The organism is Mangrovibacterium lignilyticum (assembly GCF_010882175.1).
Lineage (GTDB): Bacteria > Bacteroidota > Bacteroidia > Bacteroidales > Prolixibacteraceae > Mangrovibacterium > Mangrovibacterium lignilyticum.
This window is the reverse complement of record NZ_WKLH01000001.1, coordinates 1844842-1871565: the sequence shown is the minus strand read 5'-3', so window position 1 is coordinate 1871565 and position 26724 is coordinate 1844842. Positions and strand designations below refer to the sequence as shown.

General features: G+C 45.0%; 18 protein-coding genes and 1 riboswitch. Of the genes, 3 read left to right on the top strand and 15 right to left on the bottom strand.

Going from position 1 to position 26724, the window contains the following annotated elements; translation table 11 throughout:
* Positions 1-36: 36 nt before the first annotated feature.
* From GJV22_RS07465 to GJV22_RS07455, 3 genes are all read right to left on the bottom strand, one after another.
* On the bottom strand, positions 37-1635 hold the full coding sequence (locus GJV22_RS07465) for a RagB/SusD family nutrient uptake outer membrane protein (RefSeq protein ID WP_163710911.1): 1599 nt from the start codon (positions 1633-1635) through the stop codon (positions 37-39).
* A gap of 26 nt (positions 1636-1661) precedes the next feature.
* The gene (locus GJV22_RS07460) at positions 1662-4733 is read right to left on the bottom strand and encodes a SusC/RagA family TonB-linked outer membrane protein (protein WP_163710909.1); all 3072 of its coding nucleotides are present in this window, start codon (positions 4731-4733) and stop codon (positions 1662-1664) included.
* A 216-nt stretch (positions 4734-4949) separates the two neighbouring features.
* On the bottom strand, positions 4950-7850 hold the full coding sequence (locus GJV22_RS07455) for a triple tyrosine motif-containing protein (protein WP_163710907.1): 2901 nt from the start codon (positions 7848-7850) through the stop codon (positions 4950-4952).
* 92 nt (positions 7851-7942) lie between these two features.
* On the opposite strand from GJV22_RS07455, the gene GJV22_RS07450 reads away from it, so the two are divergent.
* Complete coding sequence (locus GJV22_RS07450; protein WP_163710905.1) at positions 7943-8683, top strand: 5'-methylthioadenosine/adenosylhomocysteine nucleosidase; 741 nt, start codon at positions 7943-7945, stop codon at positions 8681-8683.
* Here the strand turns inward: GJV22_RS07450 and GJV22_RS07445 are convergent.
* The 3 genes from GJV22_RS07445 to GJV22_RS07435 all read right to left on the bottom strand — a co-directional run bounded on the left by GJV22_RS07445 (position 8680) and on the right by GJV22_RS07435 (position 14684).
* Complete coding sequence (locus GJV22_RS07445; protein ID WP_163710904.1) at positions 8680-11301, bottom strand: TonB-dependent receptor plug domain-containing protein; 2622 nt, start codon at positions 11299-11301, stop codon at positions 8680-8682. The two genes, GJV22_RS07450 and GJV22_RS07445, sit on opposite strands and share 4 nt — an antisense overlap.
* A 705-nt stretch (positions 11302-12006) precedes the next feature.
* Positions 12007-14061 carry a M3 family metallopeptidase gene (locus GJV22_RS07440; protein WP_163710902.1) on the bottom strand — a complete coding sequence of 685 codons (2055 nt, stop codon included), beginning with the start codon at positions 14059-14061 and terminating at the stop codon, positions 12007-12009.
* Positions 14062-14087: 26 nt separating this feature from the next.
* Positions 14088-14684: a flavin reductase family protein gene (locus GJV22_RS07435; RefSeq protein ID WP_163710900.1), complete on the bottom strand. Its 597-nt coding sequence runs from the start codon at positions 14682-14684 to the stop codon at positions 14088-14090.
* Between the two features lie 229 nt (positions 14685-14913).
* On the opposite strand from GJV22_RS07435, the gene GJV22_RS07430 reads away from it, so the two are divergent.
* Positions 14914-16212 carry an acetylxylan esterase gene (locus GJV22_RS07430; RefSeq protein ID WP_163710896.1) on the top strand — a complete coding sequence of 433 codons (1299 nt, stop codon included), beginning with the start codon at positions 14914-14916 and terminating at the stop codon, positions 16210-16212.
* A 9-nt stretch (positions 16213-16221) separates the two neighbouring features.
* On the opposite strand, the gene GJV22_RS07425 is transcribed toward GJV22_RS07430, so the two are convergent.
* From GJV22_RS07425 to pepF, 5 genes are all read right to left on the bottom strand, one after another.
* Positions 16222-17286 carry a DUF4421 family protein gene (locus GJV22_RS07425; protein ID WP_163710893.1) on the bottom strand — a complete coding sequence of 355 codons (1065 nt, stop codon included), beginning with the start codon at positions 17284-17286 and terminating at the stop codon, positions 16222-16224.
* A 40-nt stretch (positions 17287-17326) separates the two neighbouring features.
* Positions 17327-17728 (bottom strand): hypothetical protein, encoded by a 402-nt coding sequence (locus GJV22_RS07420; RefSeq protein WP_163710891.1) that lies wholly within the window; start codon positions 17726-17728, stop codon positions 17327-17329.
* A 257-nt stretch (positions 17729-17985) separates the two neighbouring features.
* Positions 17986-18624: a DNRLRE domain-containing protein gene (locus GJV22_RS07415; RefSeq protein WP_163710887.1), complete on the bottom strand. Its 639-nt coding sequence runs from the start codon at positions 18622-18624 to the stop codon at positions 17986-17988.
* A gap of 193 nt (positions 18625-18817) precedes the next feature.
* Entirely contained in the window at positions 18818-19597 is a 780-nt protein-coding gene (locus GJV22_RS07410) for a phosphatase PAP2 family protein (RefSeq protein WP_163710885.1), read from the bottom strand.
* Positions 19598-19757: 160 nt separating this feature from the next.
* Positions 19758-21650, bottom strand: coding sequence for an oligoendopeptidase F (gene pepF, locus GJV22_RS07405; protein WP_163710881.1), 1893 nt, complete (start codon positions 21648-21650; stop codon positions 19758-19760).
* Between the two features lie 164 nt (positions 21651-21814).
* Between pepF and GJV22_RS07400 the strand changes: the two genes are divergently transcribed.
* On the top strand, positions 21815-22264 hold the full coding sequence (locus GJV22_RS07400; protein ID WP_163710879.1) for a DUF2147 domain-containing protein: 450 nt from the start codon (positions 21815-21817) through the stop codon (positions 22262-22264).
* On the opposite strand, the gene GJV22_RS07395 is transcribed toward GJV22_RS07400, so the two are convergent.
* From GJV22_RS07395 to radA, 4 genes are all read right to left on the bottom strand, one after another.
* Entirely contained in the window at positions 22261-23040 is a 780-nt protein-coding gene (locus GJV22_RS07395) for a radical SAM protein (protein ID WP_163710876.1), read from the bottom strand. The two genes, GJV22_RS07400 and GJV22_RS07395, sit on opposite strands and share 4 nt — an antisense overlap.
* Positions 23041-23070: 30 nt before the next feature.
* Complete coding sequence (locus GJV22_RS07390) at positions 23071-23559, bottom strand: hypothetical protein (RefSeq protein WP_163710873.1); 489 nt, start codon at positions 23557-23559, stop codon at positions 23071-23073.
* Positions 23556-23948: a DUF4296 domain-containing protein gene (locus GJV22_RS07385; protein ID WP_163710870.1), complete on the bottom strand. Its 393-nt coding sequence runs from the start codon at positions 23946-23948 to the stop codon at positions 23556-23558. Before GJV22_RS07385 ends, GJV22_RS07390 begins: the two co-directional genes overlap by 4 nt.
* A 171-nt stretch (positions 23949-24119) precedes the next feature.
* Positions 24120-24329, top strand: a riboswitch (cobalamin riboswitch).
* Positions 24330-25329: 1000 nt separating this feature from the next.
* Positions 25330-26694 carry a DNA repair protein RadA gene (radA, locus tag GJV22_RS07380; RefSeq protein WP_163710868.1) on the bottom strand — a complete coding sequence of 455 codons (1365 nt, stop codon included), beginning with the start codon at positions 26692-26694 and terminating at the stop codon, positions 25330-25332.
* Between the last annotated feature and the right edge of the window lie 30 nt (positions 26695-26724).

Sequence of the window (26724 nt, the reverse complement as noted above, 5' to 3'; positions counted from 1 at the left end):
GTATTTTTAATGTCAATCTGATTTAATCTTGCCCTGTTACTTATAAGCAGGAACCATTTGTTGTAAGGCGCCGTCGTTGGTGTTGCGAATATCAGCTGCTGGAATAGGAAACATTCCCCAGGTTTCAGCTTTGAAAACGCGAGCTTCAAAATCGTTTGCATTGCTAGCATCGGATGGAATGTCAAAGCTTGCGGCGATTTTAGCTGCTGTGTAATCATTTCCTCGGCGTAATAAGTCCCATTTGCGAAGGCCCTCACAGCCGAATTCGACTCTGCGTTCGTGGTAGATATCGTCAATCGTAATGGAAGTTTTTTCTGCAGTAACGCCCATCGCTCTGGTTCTTACCTGGTTAAAATAATCCAGTGCTTTTGTTGGATTTGAATCCATGTTTAGTTCAGCTGCCATCAACAACACATCTGCATAGCGGATATCGACAAAATTGCGAGGGAAGTTGTGACTGTTGTCGCCTCCTGAGCCAATGTATGCGTTCAATGCCATGTATTTGTTGTTGAAATACCCGGTGTTCATGAAAGCATGCGTATAGCTGCTTAATTGGACATCAGCATTATAGAGAGTGACATCTTTGCGAGGATCACCGGTTTCGAATTCGTCGCCCAGGCTCCAGGTGGGTACCGAGAATGACCATCCCGGAAAGACTCTGCCTCCATCGCCATTTGGGTTACGCGGACCAACCCATACGCAAGAGAAGTTTCCATTGATGTTCCAGCCTCCCCAGTCTCCGGATTTAGCTTTCTCCGAATATTGAATCTCGAGAATCGACTCGGCGTTGTTTTGGTTATCCCAGTCCCATAAATCTGCATAGTCGGAAATCAACGAATATTGTCCACTTGTAATGATTGATTCCAGTGCAGCAGTGGCATAGGTCTTGTCAATCGTTGTGGTTCCGTTACTCCAGGATCCGACACCCATTACCGGTTTGGCAAATCCTTCGTGATACAAGTAGATTCGAGCGATTAGGGCCTGAGCTGCTGCTTTAGAGATACGACCTTTTTCGGAAGCGGCGATTTGAACAGGCAGGTTGGGAAGGGCGTTCAGTAAGTCGGTCGCAATTTGTGTGAATAACTCTTCCGGAGTCCCTTGAGGAAGAGACTTGTAATCCTCAACGCTCGGCAATACTTCAGTGATAACCGGGGTGTACCCGTAGTGGCGAACCAAGTCCCAGTAGAAATAGGCTCTAAAGAATAGCGTTTCTGCCTCCAAGCGGTCTTTTAATCCGTCAGTAACCCATTCTACTTCTTCTTGTTTTTGCAGATACAAGTTTGCCCGGTAGATTCCGGAATAGCAACGGTTCCACATATCAGAAGAAGAATTGTTTTCCGAGGTCATTTTAAACATTTCCATTTCCTGCCATTGGCTCATGTCTGAGACGTTGGAGCCACCGGCAAAGGTATCGTCTGACCAGATGTCGGACATGGTAGGTGCGAACTGCCAGTTTTGAACGGAGTAGGCATCGTAAACTGCAGTGACAGCCAGAAAAGCCTGTTCCTCAGTTTTATAATAGTTGGCTTCAGCCTGTCCTGTTTTAGGCTCCAATTCGAGGAAAGATTCAGAGCAGGAGATGTTTCCAAAGGTTAAAGCCAAGAGCGATGCTGCATATATGATGTTCTTTTTCATTTTTCTATTTTTTTATATTGGCTTTGTTAAAATGTAATATTCACACCACCCAAAATTGTGCGGGCTTGCGGGTAAATGTTGTGGTCGATACCGTTGCTGAATACTCCTCCGCCGATTTCAGGATCGTAACCTTTGTAGTCGGTAATGGTGAGCAGGTTTTCAGCACTGATATAGAAGCGCAGTCTTTTAATTCTCAGGAAGTCGGTTGCAGCTTTCGGAAGCGAATAACCCAAGGTGATATTCCGCATGCGCAGGAAGCTTGCATCGTGAACAAAGAAGTCGCTGACGGTTTTCATATTTCCGTTGTCATCAACGAAAGTCACACGAGGATAGTCGTTTGATGTTCCGGGTCCGGTCCATCTGTTCAGCCAGTCAGCTCGATAGTTTGTTCCGTTCATGTCGTAACGACGGGTCGCGTCGTACACTTCCTGTCCCAATGCGGCATAGAGAAACATGTTGAAGTCGAAACCTTTGTACTCCAGATCGATGCTTAAACCACCTGTGAAATCAGGGAAAGGAGAGCCTAACATCACACGATCCGCATCGCCGTCGATAGAACCGTTGCCGTCGGCGTCGATAAACTTGATATCACCTGGTTTGGCATTTGGTTGGATTTTATTGCCGTCGGTATTAACATAGCCGTCTATTTCTTCTTGTGTTTGGAAGATGCCGTCCGTTTTTAGACCATAGAAAGCTCCCATTGGTGTGCCAATACTGGCGTACAGTATACCGGACTGGCCGAATCCGCCGTCTCCGCCTTGAAGTCTTTTTTCAGAGTTTTGTATGTCCAAAACTTCGTTTTTATTGTAAGCGCCATTGACGGCAACTTTGAAGTACAGGTCTCCCACCTTTTTTTGGTAGCTCACTTCGGCTTCGAAACCCTTATTTTGTACCTTACCACCGTTGATGGTTGGAGCTGAGTTTCCAACTAACATTGGCACAGGTGCAGTTACCAGCCAGTCCTTTGTGGTTTTGATGTAGTAGTCCATGGTAATCCGCAAGCTATTTTCCAGTGCCGCGAATTCTAAACCGATGTCGGTTTGTTCAGAAGCTTCCCATTTTAACGATGGGTTTGCAATGCTGGTTGGTTGCGTACCATTGTATTGTGTTTTCGTGTCACCGAAGTAGTAGATGTTTTGGTTGCCGATGATTGAGGTATATTTGAAATCACCCAAAGCATCAGATCCGTTTTGTCCCCAACTTGCACGTAGTTTCAGTAGATCGATACCGCCAAGAATACCACTCATAAAATCTTCGCGTGAAATCACCCAGCCGGCTGACACAGATGGGAAATATCCGTATTTGTTTTCGGATCCGAAGCGCGAAGAACCATCACGACGAAGTGTTGCGGCTAACATATAACGATCTTTGAAATCGTAATTTAAACGACCGAAAATAGATGAAATCGTGTGTTCGGAGTAACCACCACTGGCACTAACACTTTCAGGATCTGTCGCATTGTCGATATAGGAATGTTCGAAATCATCGAAAATTACGTCTGATTTGTCTGCCGATAACCCTTCGTTGAATTCTTTAAATGCTGTTGTACCCGCCATCAAGGTAAAGTGATGCTCGTTGATGGTTTTGTCATAGGTCAGCACATTTTCGAAGTTCCACCGGTTGTAAGTTGTCATCGATTTGCTGGCCTTATCAGTTGTCGTAAAGTGAAGGGCATCCAGATAATAGTGTGGGCTGTAACCTCGGGTATCCACTAAAGCCATTTCACCGCTGTAAGTCGATTTGAACGTCAATCCTTTTAGGGCTTCGTTGATCTTTCCAAAGTCGATTTCGGTAAATAAGCCACCGACCATTTTACTGGTTTTGGTTTCCGAGTTTAGGTAGCTCAGCAAGGCGATTGGGTTCGTAATTTCCTGTAATCCGATGCCGTACTGCTCAGGTGTTGCCCAGCTTCCGTCTTCATTTTTCACCGGAATAATTGGAGGCATGTTCACTGATTGTGCCAAACCGTTTCCAAAGTGACTATTGGTGTCTATTCCTTTGCTGTTAACACGGACAAGGTTGATGTTTGTGCCGAATTTCAGAAATCCAAATTCTCCTACAGTATTGATGCGATAGGAAAATTTTTCGAATTTTGATTTGTCCTTTCCGACTATACCATCCTGGTTGAAATAATTTAATGACGAAGAGTAGCTGATTTTGTCGCTGCCGCCGTTGAAGCCAACAGAGTGGTTTTGCTTTGGGGCATCGTAATAAAACATTTCGTCTTGCCAATCAGTGGTTGTCTTGTAGTTGGCCATGTCCTCGGCCGAGAACATGGGGTTCTGTCCGGCATTTAGAGCTGCCTCGTTGGTTAGCATCATATATTGCTGTCCATCCAGCAGGCGAATTTTGCGCCAAGGATTTTGTTGCCCGTAATAGCCGTCATAGGTGACTTCCATTTTCGATCCTTTTCGGCCGGTTCTAGTGGTGATCAGGATAACACCGTTTGCACCGCGTGCACCATAAATTGCAGCTGATGCTGCGTCTTTCAGTACTTCAATAGATTCAATATCATTCGAGTTCAGGAAGTCTGTTCCTGATCCACTCATGGGTAGTCCGTCAATAATATAAAGGGGTTCGGCATCTCCATTTGTTCCGACCCCGCGAATGCGAATTGAAACGTTGTCGCCTGGTTGTCCTGAATTGTTTGAAATGACAACACCAGCCGTTTTCCCTTGCAATGCTGAGGTAACCCGCATGTCAGATGTTTTTACGAGCTCGTCGCTGCTGACTTTGCTGATCGCTCCGGTTATTAAGCTTTTTTTCTGAACACCGTAGCCAACTACAACAACTTCGTCCACGTCAACAGCGGAAGCCTCCATGATAGCATCAATCGCTGTGCGTCCCTCGATGTTGATTGTTTGAGGTGTCATTCCAATGTAAGAGAAAAGGAGTGTGGCATTGGATGGAGCTTCCAGTTTATAGTAACCATCCATGTTGGTAATGGTTCCATTTGTTGTTCCCTGGATGACTACCGTAACTCCTGGTAGTGGTTGTCCGTCATCTTTGGATGTAACCTGACCGGTTATTGTCAGGTTTTGCGCATAAGCATGGAATCCAAAGATTGCACAAAACAAGAAAACTAAGATTTTTTTCATAAGTCACTTTTTTTGGTCTTGTTAAAGTTTAATCTGGGCCAAAAGTGACTTTCAAATATAGAAACGCCAAATATTTTAGTACTTCATTAATACTACAAATCACTATTCTGTAGTACTACAGAACTACTACATTACTTAGTTTAATAGGCTGAAAAATAACTCAATAAGGTTTTTTGTTGTATACATCATATACCGTTCTGCTGTACAGCATATCAGTTAAATTCCTGAAATTAGGGTTGTCAGGTTGACATTTCGATCGACCTCCAATTTTTTCCGTAAACGGTAACGGGAAATCTCTACTCCACGCTGCGAAATGTTCAAAAGAGTAGCGATTTCCTTGGATGAGATGTTCATTTTAATGTAGGCACAGAGTTTCATCTCGCGTGGGGTGAGGGTGGGGTATTTTGCAGAAAGTCGTTTGAAAAAATCTTCGTGTACTTCATCAAAATAGGTCTCGAATAGTTCGTTTTGTTTTTGGCTGTCAAATTCTTTGTCAATTCGATTGACAATTAATGATATTTTTGATTTCAGTGCACTGTCCGGTGTTTGCGATTGCAGCGTTTTAAGCTCTGATTTTAGTTTTCCTAAAAACTTGTTTTTCTGAATCAGACTCATTGTTTGGTTGGCCAGTTCCTTATCGAGATGGATCATTTTTCCGCGCAGTTTTTCATTCCGCAGTTTGATGATTTCTTTCTCGGAAATCAATGCTTCGCGTTGGAACTGTTTCATTTGGTTCCGGTAACGTTGAAGGTGCTTTAATCTTTCTTTTCGTTTCGAAACCTGGATACGGTAATAAACAAACCAGCTAATCAGGATGATTACCAGGAGACCTAACACGGAATAAATAATGTAAGCTATTGTTGATCGATACCAGGGGGGGAGTATTTCGAAAGTAAAGCTGGCTACATTGCTTTCTTGCTTTCCATGGGTTATCGCTTTTACTTTCAGATTGTATTTTCCTTCGTGCAGATTCATGAATTCGCAATCAGATGACTCGGAGGGGGGCGACCATGCTGTACTGAAGTTTTCGAGGAAATAACTGTATTCAATTATTTTCGTATTTCGGTAGTCCGGGCAAGCAAATGTAAAGCGCAGATTATTTCCTTTGAACGGATATTCGTAGCTGCTGACTTTGGTGTGTAACGGTTGGCTAGCCGGAAAAATGGCTGAATCGGTCGGAATGTGAATTACCTCGCGAATGTAGGTTTTAAACAAGGTGTCGGCTTGATTAATGTAGGTTGGTGAATAGTGAGCCAATCCGTCCTCCAGTGAAATGAACGTATTTTTCGGGTCAGCGACGTAAATGTTTTGGAACCCCGAAATTAGGCGTCCTCCAAGTTTTTCGAAAGGAGCACTTACGTTTGAATAGGTACCGTCTTCCTGAAAGCGAAGTACTCCGGGTCCTTCAATTGAAGCGTACCAGATGTTGTGGTAATCGTCTTCGTGGATGTAGTCGATGGAATGTTTTTTATCAAAAAGTTCATTGTAATAATCAGATGGTTCAAAACTGTCACCTTTTTCATTATAGGTATATATGCCTTCGGGAGTTGTATAAATCAGATCCGATCCAATTTGCATCAGGTTGACAAAGTTATCGGTTGGCAGTCCGTTTTTGGAGTTGTAGTACTGATAGCTCAACACCTTGTCGAACGTTTCGTTTATTTGAATTTTATAAACCCCTTTATAGCCATGACTCATCCAAAAGTTACCTTCTTCATCTTCGGCCATGAGGCGGGACGATTCGTCAAAACCTTTTATTTTGGTCACATATTCCCATGATTGACCATCGGCAGTTTTTTTGAATAAAGTCAGTCCACTATAGTTTCCGCCAATTAAATAGTTTTTATTGGTTTTTGGTTGGATAAATGTCCAGGCACCATTGATCGTGGAAATTTGTCGGGCCGTTTCTCCTTCTATAATGTATGCTCCGTTATTATGGCCGCAAAGGACAACGCCTTGGTGGATTCCCAAATACCAGGTTTGGCCGATGGTTTTCGGGATCAACCTTAATCCAGTTGGATTGACGGATATTTTTTCCGGCCAGTTTTTCACAAACAAGCCGTGGTTGGTTCCAACGTATAGTTTTCCGTTGTGCACCAAAGATGTGTAGGTGGCTCCCAGACCTTCGGGGTCGTACATGTATGTGAAAGGAGAGTTAATTTCAACGTAATCAATCCCGTTATCCAGGCCTAGCCAGAGGTTATTGTCGTGATCCGAGCCAATGCTTAGTACCGTATTGTTCTGTAGGCCTTTCTTTTTGTTGACATGCTGGACGATTTTACCGCTTTCGTCTGTAATCATGATTCCATTTTGGATGGTGCCAAAAGCGACGTAGGAATTATTGAATTTGATGGCTGAGAAAATCTGGTTTTCTTTTAAAAATTCGTTTGCCTCGTTTTGCCAAGGCAAGAGTTCTTCTTCATCATATTCAAATACACCATTGTTGGCTGTTCCAATCATCACTTTGGTTCCCCCCAACGGTAGGATGGCCCAGATTTCCATATTGTTCAAATAGGCCAGACCTTTTAACTTGATTAATTGGCCTTGTCGATATTCCATTAAACCTTCTACTTCATCCTGAATCCAAAGATGACCGTTGAGGTAGAAGGAGAAACGGATCCGGTTTTTCAGGGGGATTTCTATAATCCGTTTGTCCCGGAAAATGAACAGGTGGGTATACGACTGAAAAACGACGCCCATATCGGTCAGGTGTATCCGCCATATTTCTTCGAAATTTCTCTGGCTGTCATCCAATTGGTCGGAAAGAGAGTGGTAAGTTAAAAGCCCATTTTCATTGGGTTCCATATAGCCGAATTCATTTTGCTGACCAATGTAAATTCGATCGTTTTTATCAATTTTAATACTTCTGATAATCGAAGGATTCGGCAGTCCATAAAGATTCCAGTGAGAGCCATCGTACTCGAGCAAGCCATTATTGTTGGCAAAATACAGGAAGTTTTTGCTGTTTTTTTCAATTTGCCAGTTCTGAGAGCCAGCTCTGTATTCGTGTTTTTCAAAATTGATAATCTCGGGAATACCGGTATCTTTGATTTGTCCGGACACCAAAATGGCGAGACAAAGCAGAAAATTGGTTAGAATTAGATGTTTGATGAGCATGTAACAAATATATAAATCAATTTTATTTGCTTGAAAGACAGGGTTGAAATAAATTGGTGTTATATTTCTGATACCAAACAAATCTGAATAAAATGAAAACTGGTTTAATAGGCGCAATGCGTGAAGAGATTCTTCTGCTTGAACATGACATCGAAAATTTGAAAATTCATGAGATCGGAGCACGTAAATTCTACGAGGGGACGATTAATGGAAAGGAAGTCGTGATGTGTTTGTCTGGTTGGGGAAAAGTGGCGGCAGCTTCAACAGCTACCAGTCTGGTCAATCTCTTCAATGTTGATCAGTTGGTTTTTATTGGTTTGGCCGGCTCGCTCATGGAGAACTTGCAAGTAGGTGATATAGTCGTTGCCGACCAATTGATTCAACATGATGTTGATTTGAGTCGGTTGGATGGGTTCCCAATGGTGAAAGCACCCTTTTATAAAAAGTTCCGCTTTCCGGTAAGAAAAGGGGCACAACGTCGTGCTCTTGAAGCAGTGAAGCAATTTACCTATAAACTTCATGGCGGGGAGTATGATGGTATTCATCAGGAGTACAATCCCACCATACATATTGGAGCAATTGGTACAGGCGACCAGTTTATTGCTTCCAATAAGAAAAAAGAGAAAATTGTTGATGAGTATCCCGAGTTGTTTTGCACCGAAATGGAAGGAGGCGCCATTGCGCAGGTTGCCGCTGATTACAGCGTTCCCTGTTCTGTGATCCGGATTATTTCGGACAATGCCGATGAAGATGCACACGATTCGTTCGCTCGTTTTTTATTCGAGGATATCAGCAAAATATCAGTTGAAATAGCCCGTCTGATGTTCGTTTAAAAGCTAAATGTTAAGCCGGCTCTCCAACTCATACCCTTTCCATACATTGCCAGATTCGACCGAAATTGATCACTACCGCTTTCGTTCGTGTACAATTGGTTGATGTACTCGCTTCCTAAAATGTTCTGAACATCAGCAAAAACGTTGATTGAACGGTTCTTTCTAAGTTCATGATAGTAATTCAGGCCGACACCCAGTTTGTCAAATGCAGGTAGTTTAATCTGTTCCGGGCTGTCGGTGTTGTCAAAATCATGCACCAGTAAGGGCGCGTAAGTAGCGAACGAACGGTAGTAGTTGATGTTCAACTCCAATCCCTTCAGTAAATTGAACTCGTTTTTCGCGTAGATGCTGACCGGCGGACAATTGTCGGTTTTGTAGCCTTTGAAAGCTAAGTCCGCTTCACTCAGCAGTTGGTTGTCTTCGTCGTAAATTGCGGCGTTGGCCGAATTGTTAAAAGTCCATTTTCCATAAGAGGCGGATACATAGAGATTATAGTGCTTAAAGTAAGTCATTTGTCCGTTAAGCTCTACTCCCCGGTGGAATTGATTGAGGCCCGACAGAACGGCAAACCCCTCTCCTTCGTTTAGCATCATTCGTTGAATGTCGGTTCGGTTTTGCTGATACATCGCATAGGCTCGCAGCGAAACAAAAAAACGACTGCTGTTGAGTACATAAGCAATTTCGCCGGAATACAGGTTCTGGTTTATTGCTGAAGGACTCTCCCAGTTGTTTTCTGCCGGGAATAGTACATCGAAGCGGGTTGGGCTGCCAGACGCTCCGGTATTCAACCGAAGGGAATGAAATTCATTCAGCCGGTAAGTAAGTCCGCTGCTAACCCGCCATCCAAACTGACTCACCCAATCTGTTTTTTGATGAGAGTCGGCATCGAGGTACGAAAAGTAGTCTTCCCGTTTTAGGCTTTTGATGTAGAGACCGGTCTCAGCATACATGAATGTTTGGTTACCCCTTTTTTGAACTTTCATGCTGAACCCGGCTTTGCGAATAAAAGAGCGGTAATCGTGATTCACTTTGTCGGCTTGACCGGTTGTCGGGAGGAAGCTCATTTCAAGCAGGTTAACCGCCGTCGACCCGGTGCCATTCATATTTGCAGAGCTGAGAAAATCAGAAGCACCTAGAAGATTATTAACGGCACCGAAATGATCAGCGGTGTATTGTTCCAAATCGGCTGACAAAAATAACGTTCGTTCTTTGTCAAACTCATGAATAAACTGGCTTTGCAGACCAATTCGGGTGGAACGAGTGGCGGCCGCCAAAGTCGAAATACCTGCTGTTTCGGAGTTGGTTTGTCCCGAGTTGTAAGCTGAGATTGCGTCAAAATCAACCAAGCCACGGTCAGTTGCTGGTATTTCATACGGATTCTGCCCGTTCATCGTTCCTTGTGGAAATGTGTATGCACTATTCTCCAGTTCGGCGTATAGTTGGCTGACCAGTTTGCTGTGAACCCGCAGATGCCAGTGGTGTGTCAACACCGACAAATTCGCAATGCCGAAACTTTCGTTCCATCCCAGTTCTTTATTGTTCAGAAATCCCCAATCGCTGTTGTGGTCAATTCCGAAATTGCTGATTCGGGAAACAGAGTCCGGTCGGTTACGAAGATCAGCCTGCCATGTTTTTAAGACGTTGGTGAACAGAAAGCTGTGCATGTGGCTGTACTCTTTGTAGAGGTTGAAATACATGCCATAAGATTCAAATCCTGTAAAATCAGGGATGCCGTCGCCCGATGTTCGGTCAAGTTTCAGGGTGAAAGCCAGTTTGCGGTCGCTGATGCCGGAGTGCATGGTTGCAGCCGTTTTCAGATAGCCGTTAAATCCCATGGATGCTGATACACTCACTCCAAATTTTTTATTGGGCATAAACGGAAGTACATTGATCAGGCCGGTTTGACCTAACTCGCTTTGTTTGCCTGATGCGGGGCCGGTTGTGAACTGAACCTGCTGAGCCCAATCATTGAATCCGGGGTAAAGCGGCGTGTTCATTCGACCCGTTTCGGGGTTGTTCATGCTGATGCCATTGAAAACGACTTGGTTTTGATTGGCCGCAAAACCTCGTACACGGATTTCGGAACTGCCGTATCCACCTCCGTTCTCCAAAAGGTAAACGGATGGTTGTCCGGTGAAAAGCTCATTAAAGTCAGTGCTACCGGATTGGTTGAGCATATCCAGAACGGGAGTGTTTCTGGTCGCTGCCGGATGTTGTGCCGGATTTACACGAGCGGCAAGACCATGTTGTTGGGAACGGCCAACGGCAAAAGGTTCGAGACGAACAGCACCCATCGGAGTTAGTATCCCTTCAAAAGTCGAAACATTATAGTATTCACTAAAAATACCTGGATGGATCGCTTCAACCTGAAAGAAAGCCGGAGGAAGCTTCATTTGGAAATAGCCGAAGCGGTTGGTTACCGTATATGCGCTGGTTCCTTTTATTTGCACAATTGCTTTTTCCAGAGGCTCGCCAAATTCTTCTTCGGTGACCCGGCCGTCAATTGTTGCGTCCTCTTGGGCATAGAGCTGTGTGCCGGAACTCAAAATAACTATTACAAACGCTATTTTAATGAATGGATTTCTGGCCGGGCTTTTTCTGCTTCTTTTTGCTTTCATGCTTTTTCTTTCTTTTCTAAATAGTAACTGGACACAAACCGTGTATTGAGAACGGACGAAACCGATTTGAAGTATTTAGCACGCCCAATTTGGAAGGTAGCTTCTTAATAATTCTTAATACAGCGCTTTAAAGGTTGTTTTTGTAGCTTTTGGCACGGCACTTGTAATATGAAAGGCAGAACAGAGTTTTTTCATACATACACAGAGAGAAAAGGTTAGAAGGCAAGCGCAGAGGCGCTTGCTTTTTTATTGCGAAAAGTTTTGTGAATTTGTGAAGAAGAAGAATGTGATTGATCGAAGCAATTCCAGTTTTGAAAACAGAAGCGCATGGAATATGGGGGAAGATTGATTTTATTGGCCGTTTTTATCAAACGATTTCTTAATGAAGGGTTCTTTAGGGGTGAGGTTTGCTTTTTGGCACGGTACTTGTATCTCTTAATTCAGTAGTTTACCTCAAAGCCGTAAACGAAAACAGAAACAGAGTTTTTTTCATACATACACAGAGAGAAAAGGTTAAAAGGCAAGTGCAGTGGCGCTTGTCTTTTTTTTGTGGCAGTACGAAAAGAAGCCGGATAATCAGCAGATCTCCTTACACGTTGTCCTGAATGATTTTCAGGGTTTGCATGCGGGCATTTCCGAATCGGGTTCGGAAGTCCTTGGAGTATCTTGCTAATTGTCCGGCTTTTAGTTAAATCGGAGCGGGATCTATTTTTTTAATCCGCTGCGTTCCAGTAAAGCGTCAACAGTGGGCTCCTGACCACGGAAGCGTGTATAAAGGAGCATTGGATGTTCGCTGCCTCCTTTTTCCAGGATATTTTTGCGGAATGAATCCGCAGTAGCCTGGTCGAAAATGCCGTTCTTCATAAAAACAGAATAAGCATCGGCGTCCAGCACTTCGGCCCACTTGTAGCTGTAATAGCCTGCATCGTAACCTCCGGCGAAAATATGGGAGAATGCCGTACTCATCAGCGCTCCTTCAACTGGTTTTAGCAAGTTCATGTTTTTCATGGCTTTAGCCTCAAATTCGGGAATGCTTTCGGCCAGTGGTTCTGTCAGTGTGTGGTAACTGAGGTCGAGCATTCCGAAGCTTAGCTGACGCTCGGAGAAATAACCGGATTGGAAATTTTTGGCTTCCACAATTTTGTGGATTAATTCCTCAGGCAATTTTTCCCCGGTTTCGTAATGAACCGCAAACTGGTCGAGCCATTCTTTTTCGTAGGCCCAGTTTTCGTGCATTTGTGAGGGGAGTTCCACAAAGTCCCAATAGACGTTTGTTCCTGATGTACTAGCGTATTGACACTGGCTGAGCATGCCGTGCAGGGCATGGCCAAACTCATGAAGGAAGGTTGTCAGCTCATCGAAAGTTAACAGCGAAGGCTTGGTTTCGGTAGGTTTCGTGAAGTTGCACACAATGCTGATGTGTGGACGTTTATTCACACCATCTTCCATGTACTGCGAACGGTAGTCGGTCATCCAGGCCCCGGAACGTTTGCTTTCACGCGGGAAAAAGTCCATGTAGAATACAGCGATGAAATCACCTGCCTCGTTATAGACTTCATACGCCTGCACATCGGGGTGGTAAACTTCGATCTCGTCACTCTTCCGGAACTCCAGTTTGTACAACTGCTTAGCCAGTCCAAAAATTCCTTTGGTCGCATTTTCCAGTTTGAAAAATGGTTTCACGGCTTCTTCGTTAAATCCGTATCGGGCATTTTTCAGCTTTTCAGAATAGTAAGCCCAATCCCAGCGTTCAATTGTTCCTTCAAATCCAGCTTCATTTGCAAATTGCTGCACTTCTGCCAAATCAGAATCAGCAAATGGTTTCGATGCCTGGTGTAATTCGTCGAGGAAAGTCGTTACTTTTTCCGGAGTTTCAGCCATTCGGCGTTCCAGTTTGAATTTAGCGTGTGAGCTGAATCCAAGTAGGTTGGCTTTCTCCAGTTTCAGGCTCAGTATTTTTTTGATGATTTCCTTATTGTCGTATTCGTTGCCCTGGTTACCCTTACAACTTGAAGCGCGGAATAACTTTTCACGCAAATCCCGTCGATCGGAATACTTCATAAACGGAATGAAACTTGGATGTTGCAGGGTGAAGATCCAGCCTGACTTTTCTTTTTGCTTGGCAGTGAGCGCCGCAGCTTCCCGCACAAAATCCGGTAGTCCGGCTAGTTCTGCTTCATCTGTCAAATGCATCTCATAAGCATTGGTTTCGGCTAGAACATTTTGTTGAAACTGCAAACCCAATTTACTCAGTTCACCTGTTATTTTGCGGTACTTTTCCTTATCTTCTGCATTCAGATTCGCACCGTTACGCACGAAGCTTTGATAGCTGTTGTCCAGTAAGGTTTGCTGCTCTGTATTCAGGTCGAGTTGATCTTTTTGCTCATATACCAACTTTACTCGCGCAAACAAATCTTCGTTCAGGCTGATGTCGTTGCCGAACTCAGATAACAGCGGGGCCACTTCCTGGGCAATCTGCTGCAATTCATCGTTGGTTTCTGCCGAGTTTAGGTTGAAGAAAACACCCCGGATAATGCTCAGGCGTTCTCCGCTTCGTTCCATCGCTTCAACTGTATTTTCAAAAGTCGGTACTTCCGGGTTATCGATTACTTCCTGTATTTCTTTTTTGGCCAGCGTTATAGCTGCTTTGAAAGCCGGCAGGAAGTGTTCGTTTTTTATTTTTGTGAAAGGAGCCGTGTCATGTAAGGTGTTGAAGGGCTCTAATAGCGGATTTAATCCGATTGCTGTATTTGTTTCCATCTATCTGTTCTGATTTTTCAATTCGTTTACTTTTTCTTTTTTGTCTTCTTCTTTTTCTCGACCGACCAGCCAAACTTGCCAATTTGCTCTCCTACTTTGAAGTAATGTCCATGAACATAGCAAATAGGGTTCGATTTTTTCAGGCTGAAAGCACCCGTTTCGGGGTCGAGGTAGCGCTCATCGGCAATGACATTTACTACTTCCGAGATAAACATATCATGCGTACCAAGGTTCACAATATCCTTCACCTTACATTCAATATGAACCGGTGCTTCTGCGAGAATCGGCGCTTTGACAATGGTTGCCGGTGCCGGTGTCAAACCCATTTCCTGCCACTTATTCACCTTCGCTCCTGATTTGACGCCGCACCAATCGGTTGCTCGCGCCAGCTCTTCAGTGGTGAGGTTGATGACATATTCACCGGTGCGTTTGATAATATCGTACGAATGTCGTGAGGGGCGAACAGAAATATAACACATGGGCGGATCGCTGCAGATGGTACCGGTCCAGGCGACAGTAATCAGGTTGTATTCTTCGGGTGTTTCGCCGCAGCTTACCAGAACAGCAGGCACAGGGTAAACCATCGTTCCGGGTTTCCAGTTTGTTTTTTTTGGTGTCGTCATTTTTAATCTAGAGTGAAAGGGCAAAGCTAAATGAAAATGTTTCACATCCGTTGGTCAGGAGCGACACTCACAGGTGGAACGAACATTTCCATTCAAATTTTGCGTGTTGAATCTGTTACAAAGTTAAAAATCCGCGTGGGATGATGAAAAGCCATCGCATTCCCGTTTAAATGTCCACGGTAATTTAGGTTCAGTTTCCGTAGTTTTGGAAATCGTTAAAAAGTAAGTCATGATCAAAAAAATCCTTCTTTTAGTTTTCGTTACCCTTCAGGTTTCCGTTTTTGCACAAAACTCGCCGGCACCGATCAAGTTGATCGATGTTGTGCTGTCGCCGGCTCATGCCGATTGGAATTATAAAACAGGTGAAAAGGCGGAGGTTGCGGTTCGTATATTGCGGTTTGGTGTTCCGATCCCCGATGTGGAAATTAGTTACAGTTACGGTCCGGAACTGATGGAACCCGAGAAGAAGGAAACACGCTTACTGAAAGATGGAACAGGCAAAATAAATATGGGAACCACTAAGGTTCCGGGATTTAGGGAATTGAAAGTTTCTGTTAAAGTTGATGGTCACACATACGCAAATCAGGTAAAGCTGGCTTTTTCGCCCGACGCAATTCAGCCAACCGTGGAAAATCCGGAAGACTTTGATGCTTTTTGGGGCGAAGCGGTTGCCAATGCCCGCCAAATTGATTTTGAAGCTCAGCTCGAACTAATGCCGGAGTATTCTACCGAAACGGTGAATGTGTATTTGTTGAGTTTGAACGCCGGCATAGGAAAGAAGCGCATTTTCGGATATCTGTGTAAACCCAAAGGAGAAGGGAAATACCCGGTTTTATTTTCGCCACCGGGAGCAGGCGTAAAGCCGATAAAGCCCTACACCGGTTTTGCTGACTTGGGATTTATCAGTTTGAGTATTGAGATTCATGGTATTTCCCCTTTAATGGACTCGGAGAGTTACAAGCAAGTGAGCAATGCGTTTGGTGATTACATGTTCAGCAAAATGGATAGCCGGGATGGATATTACTACAAGGCCGTTTACCTGGGCTGTGTGAGAGCGGTTGATTACCTGTGTTCACTGCCGGAGTTTGACGGGCAACACGCTGTTGTGACAGGTGGCAGCCAGGGAGGAGCTTTGACCATTGTGACTGCCGCATTGAATGAGAAAGTATCAGCCTTGTCGGCTTTTTATCCGGCCCTTTGCGACATGACCGGTTACCTGCATGGGCGGGCAGGAGGCTGGCCTCATGTATTTCGTTCCGATAAGCAGGAATACATGGCTACTCCTGCAAAGATCAAAACAGCGGCTTACTACGATGTTGTCAATTTTGCGCGACGGATTCGGGTTCCCGGTTTTTATTCCACGGGATACAATGACCACACCTGTTGCCCAACGTCGGTTTTTTCGGCTTTTAATGTGATTTCAGCGCCCAAAGAGATTGTGATAACGCCAAACTCAGGGCACTGGCGGTTTGGAGAGACAAATGAAAAGTCGCTTCAGTTTTTAAAGGAACAAGCTGGTATGGAGTAGGCAAGAGGACTAATCCATAAAATGCTCCAGTTTGTCATTTGCTTTTTTGACTGGTTTTGGAACATTGAATCGAAATCCGATATAAAAACTGTAGGCCACGTGGTTCTGGACAATCACTCCGCCTGAATCTTTGGCCTGGTTATAGGTTTCGCCCGAAAGTTGAAGGCGCGTACCGGCAAAAAAGTTCCGCGAATCATATCCCAGAACACCCAACAGCTCGCCGCGATAGATTGCCATGAGACTGTGGTTTGTAAACGATTCGTCGAAATAGCGGGTAACAAGTTTTGTTTGAATGCCTCCAACACCAACGCCAACGCCAGTTGTCAGCGAAAAATTCCGAAGAAGGACCAAGGTGTGGAAATAACCTGCATTTAGTAAAAGCTCAAAGTTGCCGGACTTTTGCGAACTGGAGTTTTCGGTCAATTCAATTTTATTGTCATTCCGGTAATAACTGTACGAAAGCATGGTTATAAAACTTCCGGCCGTTCTAAGTTGCTTTTCAGTTTGATCCAGAAAAGCCCTGACTGAGAAATTCGGATTCAATTGATAAGAAGTCCGGCCATATAGATTTGTCGTAACCAGTTCCGGAAACTGAGGGTAGGGATCTCCTTTCATCCAAGCCGAATCAAAATCTCGGGGGTTGTAAAGGTAATAGCCCTTGGTTCTGGCATAGCCTATTTCCTGGTAAAACCGATTGAGATACATATGCGTCCCGAGCTTGAAGTATTTCGTTTTGCCTTTCAGTTCATCGTCGGAATTGCTCCCGATAAAACGGGGAATATAACTGAAGTTGAAAGCTATAAAATGATAGTTCAGGGAAAACGTTGTGACCAGCCGGTCGTTCGGTCTGATTTTGTATTTCAAATCTTCGTTGGCCGACACGTTAAAGCCATCGATGTGATTGTTGACGTCGACTTTTATGGACATCCGGTCATTCTTTGGTTGGATGAAGGGCGAAAGTCGATCGAAGGGTAAGTGTTTCGTCTTCGATTCCTGTGCCATTGAGAGCTTAAAAAGAAGAAGCGATGCCAGCAATAGGGTGCCGCATAAACCATTGGGTTTGAATCTAAACATGGTGAATGTTTTGCTGGACCTGATATTTTGGTGAAGGAATTTAGAAGTTCATCACCAACCCCAATCCATTGTTGTTAATTCCTAATTTCATGCTTACACCGGGTGCCTCCTTGTATCCGCTGTTGTAATAGGCAATGGCTTTTCTGGCTTTTTTCTTAAAAGCTATTTTGAAAGGAATGGAAGCTGCCAGACAGCCTGCGCCAATATAGGCGAGAGTCCAATTGGGATCTGAGCTATCGCGGAGCTCGTCGATGAGGGGAAGGGTTATTAAAAGTCCGGCTGCTGCTCCGAACACGCTTCCGGCGGCATAATTCAATGCCATAGGTTTTGTGTACGAATTCATATTCGGGTCTTTCAGGAAAAGCTTCAGCAACTGCTCTCCCGTCATTTCAACATCACATCGAACATACACATCCTTCTTGAAAAGGACTCCTTTTGTCATTAAACCGACAGGTTCAAACTTAATCTGAGCGCTCGTTTCAATGCAAATAAATACAAGGAGTAAACTAACTAGGATGGCGATTTTCTGCATGTTGTTTGCTTGTGTTTGCTGCTGATCGATTGTTTGTATTAGAATTTACAATTTACTTCGTTTAATGTTTATTTCAGGGTGTATTTTGCAAAAAAAAACATTCCAACCAGTTTTTAGGCTGATTGGAATGTTTTTCAGTTCAAGATAAACAGACAATCTGGAATCGCTTACTGAATAAATTGGACAATCAAACGAGGTCTTAAATTTTCATCGGCGTTATCGCTGGTCGCAAAAGCCATCATTCGATATGCTTGTTCTGTTTGAAGTTTAACCATAAATCCGTATCCTTCCGAAGGATTATTCACCATATCCTGTACCAACGCGGTCACATCCAGTTCATAATCTTCGTCGGCTGTTGTCGATTCCGGAATCTCAACCCTGTTTTCGTCGGTGGTTGCCGGTTGATTGAGCCAGCTTACTTCTTCCTCGCTCCAGTCTTCGGTGATTCGTTCAATCCAGCAGGCATTTGATCCGGACATGGTGGAGTTTTGACTCGGTGAGCTGTCTTTTCCGTATAAGGATAATTGGGCGCTGACTACGACAGCCGACTTGGAAACCATGGTTAAGTTAAACTCAAACAGCATTCGAATGAGGTCTGCCTGAGCATTTGAGGTCCATCCGGCCGCCCACATGTACTCATTATCTGCCACTGTTGGGGATCCAATACTATGGATTGACACATCTTTCCCAACTGATGCACTGGGTTTTAAAATTATTCGGAACTCTGATGGTTCCTCTTCTTTGCAGGAGTTCATACCAAATAGGCACAAGCCTGCCATTAATAATAGCAATGCTGATTTTTTCATTTTCCACTCTTTAATAAACGTTACTCTTAAAGGCGCACACAATGTCTTCGGTCAAAATAACTTGACAGAAGGACTTAAGATATACGCTAAAATATGCTTTTTATTGCTTTATGTCTAATGAGTTTGGTTAAATCCTTGTTAAGAAGAGTTGGGGAGTAAACGTTTCGATTCAGTGAGCTAAACCGCTGGTGAATCAAAATCGGACGAGCATGCAAATCCCGGTTTGTCGACCATTGGAGTAGGGAATGAAGCTCTCAACAGATAAATTTTTATTGGCTTTTCCCGGCTTGTTTTTTGAGACAAGCAGCGGCTGTACCCAGTACGCAATTTTAGTACTTAAAATCCCGATCCCTGCTCCGGCAGCCACGTCGGTTAGCCAGTGCCTGTCGTTGTACATGCGGTAAAACCCGGTGGCAGCTGCGACTGTATAGCCGGCCACTCCATACCAAATGGATTGGTCTTTGTATTCCTGGTACAGGAATTCGGCTCCCATAAATGCGGTAGCTGTGTGCCCCGACGGGAACGAATTTTTAGAACTTCCATCCGGCCGCATGATGCGAGACGTGTTTTTTGTTGTGGTAACGGTGACCCCCATAATGAGGTAAGCGGTAGTCAGGATTACAGTCCGGTCTTTAAAATTATGTTTCCCTTTAATCCCCATCGCGTTTAGTGCATAAACACTGGCCATTGGCATGTATTGAGAAAAGTTGTCTATCGTGACCTGTTGATCGATATTTTCGTTGAGTTCTTCTTTAAGCTCCCCATTGATGTTTTTAACAAAGTCACTTTCGATGCCGACGATGCCGTAGCCAATTAGTAATGATGGAAGAATAAGCGCTTGTGGTTTAAATTTCAATTCATTGGAGGAGGGGATGCTGTCTTTTGACGCAGTACTTGCAAAGGAACCGGGAATCGAAATGACGTTCAAGATCAGAAAGAAGAATGCTAATTGTATGGCACGTTTTGAAAACATCAGGTCCTGTTTAGAGTGAATGGTTAACCATCCGGGTTTTGTGAAAGGCAACTTTAGTTGCCAGGGAAAACGGTTGATAGTCAAAAAAGTTTTTGAGCCGGCGCAAATAAAAAAAGACTGCCGGGCAGACAGTCTTTCTTAAATATCGTGGGTTTGTTTTTTAGAGTCCTTTCTTGTCCAAAATGGATTCAATCTCGTCCATGACTTTATTCATGGCAGCGATGGCTTTTTCAAATGGTTCAGCAGAGGTCATATCAACACCCGCTTTTTTCAGCAGTTCAATTGGGTAATCCGAACTTCCTGAAGCAAGAAAAGTCATGTAGTTTTCGAGTGCTTTTTTATCGCCACTCATCACTTTTTCGGCCAATGAGATTGAGGCGGTAAATGACGTGCTGTACTGATAAACGTAGAAGTTGTAGTAGAAATGAGGGATGAATGCCCATTCCATATTGATGTAATCATCCACATAGCAAACATTGTTGTCGTGGCCATAGTAACGTTTTACGATGTCACTGTAAATAGCAGAGAAGCTGTCTCCGGTTAATGGATTTCCTTTTTCAGCTTCCTCGTGAATTTTCAACTCAAACTCGGCAAATTGTGTTTGGCGGAAAAGCGTTCCTTTAAATCCATCCAACCAATTCATAAGAAGCGAGAGCTTGACGTCGTCATCTTTCACCGTTTTAATCATGTAGTTGAAAAGTAACTGTTCGTTGAATGTTGAAGCCACTTCGGCCACAAAAGTTACATAGTCGGATGTTGGATAAGGCTGGTTTTTATTGCTGAAGTAACTTTGCATGGTATGTCCCAGCTCGTGAGCCAGTGTGCTGACATCGTCATACAGGTTGTTGTAGTTTAAAAGAATGTATGGATGCCCATCGTAAAAGGCCCCGTTTGAATAGGCGCCGGTAACTTTGCCTTCCGTCGGATAAACATCGATCCAGCGGTTCTTAATGGCTTTTTCAACGGTCGCCACGTACTCTTTACCCAATGGTTTCAAGGCATCCAGTACCAATTTGGTTCCTTCATCGTAAGTGTAGTTCAGGTCAACATTCTTCACAACGGGGGCATACAGGTCCAGGTATTTCAGCGTGTCGACACCGAGCATGCGCTTTTTAATTTCCAGGTAGCGGTGAAAAGCCGGCAGGTTTTTGTTGACATTCTCAACCAGCGAGTGGTACACGTCAACAGGAATATTATTCGGGTACATCGCAGCTTCCAGCGATGAACTGTAATGACGTGCCTGTGCGCTGAACATGTCAGCCTTCACATTGCCGTTCAGCATTTCGCCGATGCTGGCTTTAAATTTCGCGAAATTGTTCCAGTAAGCTTCAAACACGATCTGGCGGTCTTCCCGGTTCGACGATGCCCGATAGCGGCTGTACTCCGCACTTCCCACGGTTATTTTCTCCCCGTTCGAGAGGGTTGCTTCGGGGGCAGGCATTTCGGCGTTGCGAAAGGTGTTGTAAACCGAAGCCGCTGTTCCGGTTACCATGCTCGACAAGGCCATGATTCGTTCTTCCGGCTCGCTTAATGAGTGAGCCTTGGTGCGGAACATTTCCTGAAGGCTCATGCGGTAAACCTCCAGTTTGGGTTGTTCTTTGATAAAACCGTCGATGGTCTCCCAGCTGGCGGTTAATATTTCGGGTTCAATGAAAGCAGCTTTTGCTCCGAAGTTGGCAAACATGTGCTGCAATTCCTGTTTCATTCCGTTGTATTCAGAATTGCGTGAATCCAGGTCCGAATTCATGCTGGCATAGATGTAGACTTTGGTTGCCTCTTTCGAAATCTCCGAATTAAACTGAAGGGCTGCCAACAAATTATCAGCCGATTTGGTCAGTGTTCCTTTGAAGCCTTCGATCTGATCCAGTTTCTGTGAAAGCGCTTCAACGGCTGTCCGCCAGGCTTCATTCGAAGGATAAATGTCGGCAAGATTCCACGTGTATTTGTCGTCAATTTCAGCTCTGCTTTTCATTTGAGCACTCGAACTGAGTGCGATCAGGAAGAAGGCGAGCAACAAAAGTGTGTGTCTTTGGATAATTCTCATTTTTTTCATCGGATGTATGCGTTTGTATTCTGTATCTATAAGTATTGTTTTGTCTGATTTATTACAGGTTCAACCCACATTTGTTTGCTGTGAATTTGCTGTTTTAAATTTCTATCGCTCAGGACGCATGGAAAAATAGTTAATTTTATCGGGAACTGTTTAATGATTAGTCAATGAAGAAATTAGTCGTTTTATTGGTATTCGGACTTTATTTGAATATCGCTTCAGCACAAACACGGGGAAGCATTACCGGGGTTTGGTGGAACGAAGAAAAGACTTCGAAAATTGAAGTTGTAGAGCAAGACGGAAAGTATATGGGCAAGATTGTCTATTTCATTCCGGAGAAATTTGAAAATGGAGAAGCACCCAAAGACACGAAGAATCCGGATGAAAGTTTACGTGGTCGTTCCCTGCTGGGCGTTCAGATTTTGCATGGATTAAGCTTTGATGCTGACGATCGGCAATGGCAGGACGGACAAATTTATGATCCTAAATCGGGGAAAAGCTACGATTGCTATGCCTGGTTCGACGGATCAACGGATAAGCTTTACCTGAAAGGCTATGTTGTTGGCATCAAATGGCTGGGAAAATCAACTGAATGGACCCGAACAAGTCTCAATTAAGCGGAGACATGTACATCGAAGCCGGCTTCTTTCACTCGCTCGGCGATTGTATTTAATTCTTCCGTACTCACTTTCTCCAATCCCTGGGCTGGCGTGTCGCGGGCAATGGAATAGATCATAACCTGTCCGGGTTGAATGATTTTCAGGGCATCAATCCAGGCTTCCAGTTCTTCGGGACTTGTGTTGTCAATCTTTTGGCCTTTATATTCACCGCGAACAAATAAGGTTTGTATGGTCGCCGATTCGCCAAAAGCTGCCAATCGCTGAATAACCTCTTCTACGTTGAAGTGTCCGATGGGGCAGTCCAGCAATTCAACTGTTTTGGGAATGGCCGAATCCAGTTTTAGAATATTATCATCAACTTTCAGCAGCGCCTGGAAAACACTTTCCCGTTGAATCATGGTTGAGTTCGAAAGCACAGCGATGCGGCATTTCGGGGAATATTGGTTGCGAAGCTGGATGGTATCATCAATGATCACTGCAAAATCGGGATGAAGTGTGGGTTCGCCGTTTCCGGCAAAAGTGATGACATCAGGCAATTCACCCGATTCTTTCATTTTTTGCAGTTGAGCTTCGAGGCGCGACGATACATCTTCCCTTGTTGGAAGCTGCACCTTTTCCTCCCGTTTGCGAGGTGTCCAGCCACATTCACAATAGATACAGTCGAACGAACAAACCTTGCTGTCGGTCGGTAGCAGGTTTACTCCCAGTGAGATACCCAGGCGGCGGCTGTTTACGGGGCCAAATATTATCTGATCGAAAAGGAAAGTAGCCATGCACAAAAATTTAAGAGCAAAAATAAACGATTAAATCAATGTCTTCATACGGCTGTCTTCGTTCAGCTGCAGATTACTGTATTTCATAACGTAAAGTAAAACTAAGCCGGGGCGTTTGCCAGGCGCTATGGTTCCGGCATCCTTCAGTTCTGCGATCCGCGCAACTTCGCTGCAAAAAAGCGCGATGAGCTCCGGAAGGCGACAGCTCTCGTCGTTCACCTGAATGTTCCTGATCCAGTTGAAAACAGCTTTGGGATCCTGGGTGTTTGCCGGTAAAAAGGCTTTGAAGGGCTTAAGTTGAGGGAGTTTCTCAAATAAATCGGACAAGCTGAAAAGATGAAACAAGTCGGGAAATGCCGGGCAAATAACGCCACTGTGAAACTCCATTCTTGCTTGTTCAACCAAGCCGTTCTCGTTGGCAATAACCCGGGTAATTTGTCCGGAGGAATCAACCTCAACAATACCTTTGGGCAGCACATCGCCGGTACCCGTAATGATATAGTGAGCCGCAAATTTCATTCTTCTTTATCGGGACTCTGAACGGTAACATCCCGTTTTTGTTTGATGGCTTCAATTTTAAGGTTGAGGCGTTCAACAACCTGGGTGTAGATTTTCTCATAAACCTTGGGACGTGCTGAATAATAAATAACCGATAGGCTCATAATGGAGTCGTTTATTCCGTACTTGTTGAGCACCGCCTGGTAAACGTCTTCCGATTTTATTTTGGTACTGTCGGTTGCCGCATAACGATTGCGGTTGGCCAAAGCTTCTCCAAGATGAATATCGTAAAGAATATTCACCATTTCTTTCTGCTTGATCAAGCCTTCGGGTTTGGGGTAGCCCTTTTCTTCGCAGGAAGACCCAATCAGCATGATGAACAGGAATAGAACAGCTGTGAAATTTTTCATCCTGAAAAAGTTTAAAATCAATTCGTGGGCAAAGTTAAGATTCCCCGATTGATAATTCAACAAGCGCAACAAAAGTTTCGGTGTTAGACGTGTTGGCGGAGCCGGATAAAACTTATGTGAATTCCGGTTAAAATTAAGTTGAATTTAACAGGATGGTCGTTGAGAAACTTTATTTTTGTTGCTGTTATCGGTTTCGCAACTGTGTAAACAGTTCGGATGAAAAGGGAATCCGGTTTAAAACCGGAGCTGTCCCCGCAGCTGTAAGCCCGTAAACGATTTCGGAAATGAACGCCACTGTTCCAGCCCATCTGCCATTGGGAAGAGCGGGAAGGTATCCGAAGTTGGGTGAGCCAGAAGACCTGCCGATAATCGAAGTTTTCGGGGTAAAGACGCAGCCACTTATGGCGCATCCCTGGCTTCATTGGCTCCCGATTTCTGCCAATTGAGGGAGCAATGTAACTGTTAAAAGCTGCTGGTCAGGGGCCACAGCTTTTTTTTATCTCTCCCATATTTCTTTCCTTTTGTTGAATGGTTTTTTGCTGTTGCCCCGGTGACGTGGGTTGTTGTGATTTGGAGTACTGATCTTCTTTTTTGTCCTTAGGCCGGACGGGCCGTCCATTTTGTCGGGTCACAAAATAGACGAAAAAGACCTGACTGCCCGAGACAATTGCTGCGCACCGCTCACTTTCAACACTCCATGCCTGACGCTAACGCGTCGCACTTCCGTGTTTTCGTTCTCTATTGTTTCGTGCAGTCGCCGCTTCGAGCTGGTTTTTCCTGTCACCCCGGCGGGGTGGGATGTTTGTAGCCCCGGCTTAAAAGGCGGGATAGATTATATCCGTTTGATTTAAGGCGCACCGGTGATGTTGCTCGGTGTGCTTGGTTGTATGCGCCGCATCGAGGTGGTGTTCATTGGAGCACTGATCTTCTTTCCTGTCCTCAGGCCCCGCCTGTATAGTCGGGCAGGCCTGTCCGGCTGCGCGGCCATACGGGCTTTTTACTTTCTTCCTGCAGTCGCAGAAAGTAAACAAAGAAGACCGCCGCTGGATGAAAAAGAGCTAAAAACAGATTTCGGGCGCTAAAATTGTTCAAACTCCTCACCGGCGTTCGCCGGTTCGTCAAACAGGCCCAATTTTTTAACGCTCTTTTTCATTAAGCGGATTGGCGCTTCGATCGGGTTTTTCCGATTACCCCGGCGGGGTGGAATTTTGGTAGCCCCGGTTGTTAACAGTGGTAGTTTGAATGCATCTGATTTTAGTTGCACTGGCAGCGCTGATTATTAATGCTCATCTCATTTCCTGCTTAAGCCCCTATGTGGTTTGGGGTTAACAGATACAATGCACGACGACGATCGGATATAGTCAATCCGAATCCCAATAAGCTATTTCTTGCGGAATACACTTCGGAAAAACTGATCGACCCGCGAAACCGGCTCGATTTCAATTTTGTATTTTTTGAAGTTGAGGGCTTTGCCGCTGGCTGGAACGAAAATCTTTTTCATGCCCAGCTTTTCAGCCTCGGCAATGCGTTGTTCCAACCGGTTAACGGCGCGGATTTCTCCGGAAAGACCGACTTCTCCGGCAAAGCACAAGGTTTTATCGACCGCTAAATCGAAGTTAGAGGAAAGGATGGCGGTGATTACTGCCAGGTCAATGGCGGGATCATCCACCCGGATCCCTCCGGCAATATTGAGGAATACGTCTTTGGCAGCCAGCTTAAAACCGGCGCGTTTTTCGAGTACTGCCAGCAACATGTTCAGGCGGCGCAGGTCGAAACCGGTGGAAGAGCGTTGCGGGGTTCCGTAAGCGGCCGTGCTCACCAGCGACTGGATCTCGATCAGCAGCGGGCGGTTGCCTTCAATGGCGCAGGCAATGGCGGTGCCGCTCAGTCCTTCATCATCGCGGTTGATGAGCAGCTCCGAGGGATTGCTCACCTCGCGCATGCCGGTGTTGTTCATCTCGAAAATACCCAGCTCCGAGGTGGAGCCAAATCGGTTTTTAATCGAGCGCAGAATGCGGTACATGTATTGGTTTTCACCTTCGAACTGCAGCACCGTGTCGACCATGTGCTCCAGTACTTTGGGACCGGCCAGGTTCCCTTCTTTGGTGATGTGCCCAATCAGGATGACGGGGATTCGCCGCTCTTTGGCAAACTTCAGGATGCCGTTGGTACACTCCCGGATTTGCGCCACACTTCCCGGTGACGATTCAAGATAGGACGTCGCCACCGTTTGGATGGAGTCGACCACCAGGAGCTCAGGTTCCATATGGTCGCAATGCGTCAGGATGTTTTCCAGGGAGGTTTCACTCAGGAAGTAGCAGTTTTCATTTTCGCGCTTCAAACGGTTCGCACGGATCTTAATCTGCTGAATGCTTTCTTCACCTGAAACGTAGAGAATCTTCCGGCCAATCAGGTCGAGAGCGACCTGCAGCACCAGGGTCGATTTACCGATACCCGGCTCACCACCCACCAATACCAGCGATCCGGGAACCAGTCCGCCACCGAGGGTACGGTTCAGTTCGCTGTTGCGGGTGTCAATCCGTTCCACCTGGTCGGCACCAACCTCCGAGAGCTTTTGCGGTTGTGCACCACTGGCCGAGCGCGAGGGAAGGGGTGACTTCACTTCCTTCACTTCCACTTCTTCCACGAACGTGTTCCACTCACCACAGCTGGTGCAGCGTCCTACCCATTTGGGCGAGCTGTTACCGCAGTTCTGACAGGTATAAACCGTTTTTAATTTAGCCATTCCGGAGGATCTGTTTGTTTTCCGGGAATA

Coding starts and splice junctions, on each gene's coding strand:
- GJV22_RS07435 (WP_163710900.1), bottom strand. CDS start 14,684: ATGACGACACCAAAAAAAACAAACTGGAAACCCGGAACGATGGTTTAC.
- GJV22_RS07460 (WP_163710909.1), bottom strand. CDS start 4,733: ATGAAAAAAATCTTAGTTTTCTTGTTTTGTGCAATCTTTGGATTCCAT.
- GJV22_RS07400 (WP_163710879.1), top strand. CDS start 21,815: ATGAAGAAATTAGTCGTTTTATTGGTATTCGGACTTTATTTGAATATC.
- GJV22_RS07410 (WP_163710885.1), bottom strand. CDS start 19,597: ATGTTTTCAAAACGTGCCATACAATTAGCATTCTTCTTTCTGATCTTG.
- radA (WP_163710868.1), bottom strand. CDS start 26,694: ATGGCTAAATTAAAAACGGTTTATACCTGTCAGAACTGCGGTAACAGC.
- GJV22_RS07420 (WP_163710891.1), bottom strand. CDS start 17,728: ATGACAAAAGGAGTCCTTTTCAAGAAGGATGTGTATGTTCGATGTGAT.
- pepF (WP_163710881.1), bottom strand. CDS start 21,650: ATGAAAAAAATGAGAATTATCCAAAGACACACACTTTTGTTGCTCGCC.
- GJV22_RS07385 (WP_163710870.1), bottom strand. CDS start 23,948: ATGAAAAATTTCACAGCTGTTCTATTCCTGTTCATCATGCTGATTGGG.
- GJV22_RS07440 (WP_163710902.1), bottom strand. CDS start 14,061: ATGGAAACAAATACAGCAATCGGATTAAATCCGCTATTAGAGCCCTTC.
- GJV22_RS07465 (WP_163710911.1), bottom strand. CDS start 1,635: ATGAAAAAGAACATCATATATGCAGCATCGCTCTTGGCTTTAACCTTT.
- GJV22_RS07430 (WP_163710896.1), top strand. CDS start 14,914: ATGATCAAAAAAATCCTTCTTTTAGTTTTCGTTACCCTTCAGGTTTCC.
- GJV22_RS07445 (WP_163710904.1), bottom strand. CDS start 11,301: ATGAAAGCAAAAAGAAGCAGAAAAAGCCCGGCCAGAAATCCATTCATT.
- GJV22_RS07425 (WP_163710893.1), bottom strand. CDS start 17,286: ATGTTTAGATTCAAACCCAATGGTTTATGCGGCACCCTATTGCTGGCA.
- GJV22_RS07395 (WP_163710876.1), bottom strand. CDS start 23,040: ATGGCTACTTTCCTTTTCGATCAGATAATATTTGGCCCCGTAAACAGC.
- GJV22_RS07455 (WP_163710907.1), bottom strand. CDS start 7,850: ATGCTCATCAAACATCTAATTCTAACCAATTTTCTGCTTTGTCTCGCC.
- GJV22_RS07415 (WP_163710887.1), bottom strand. CDS start 18,624: ATGAAAAAATCAGCATTGCTATTATTAATGGCAGGCTTGTGCCTATTT.
- GJV22_RS07450 (WP_163710905.1), top strand. CDS start 7,943: ATGAAAACTGGTTTAATAGGCGCAATGCGTGAAGAGATTCTTCTGCTT.
- GJV22_RS07390 (WP_163710873.1), bottom strand. CDS start 23,559: ATGAAATTTGCGGCTCACTATATCATTACGGGTACCGGCGATGTGCTG.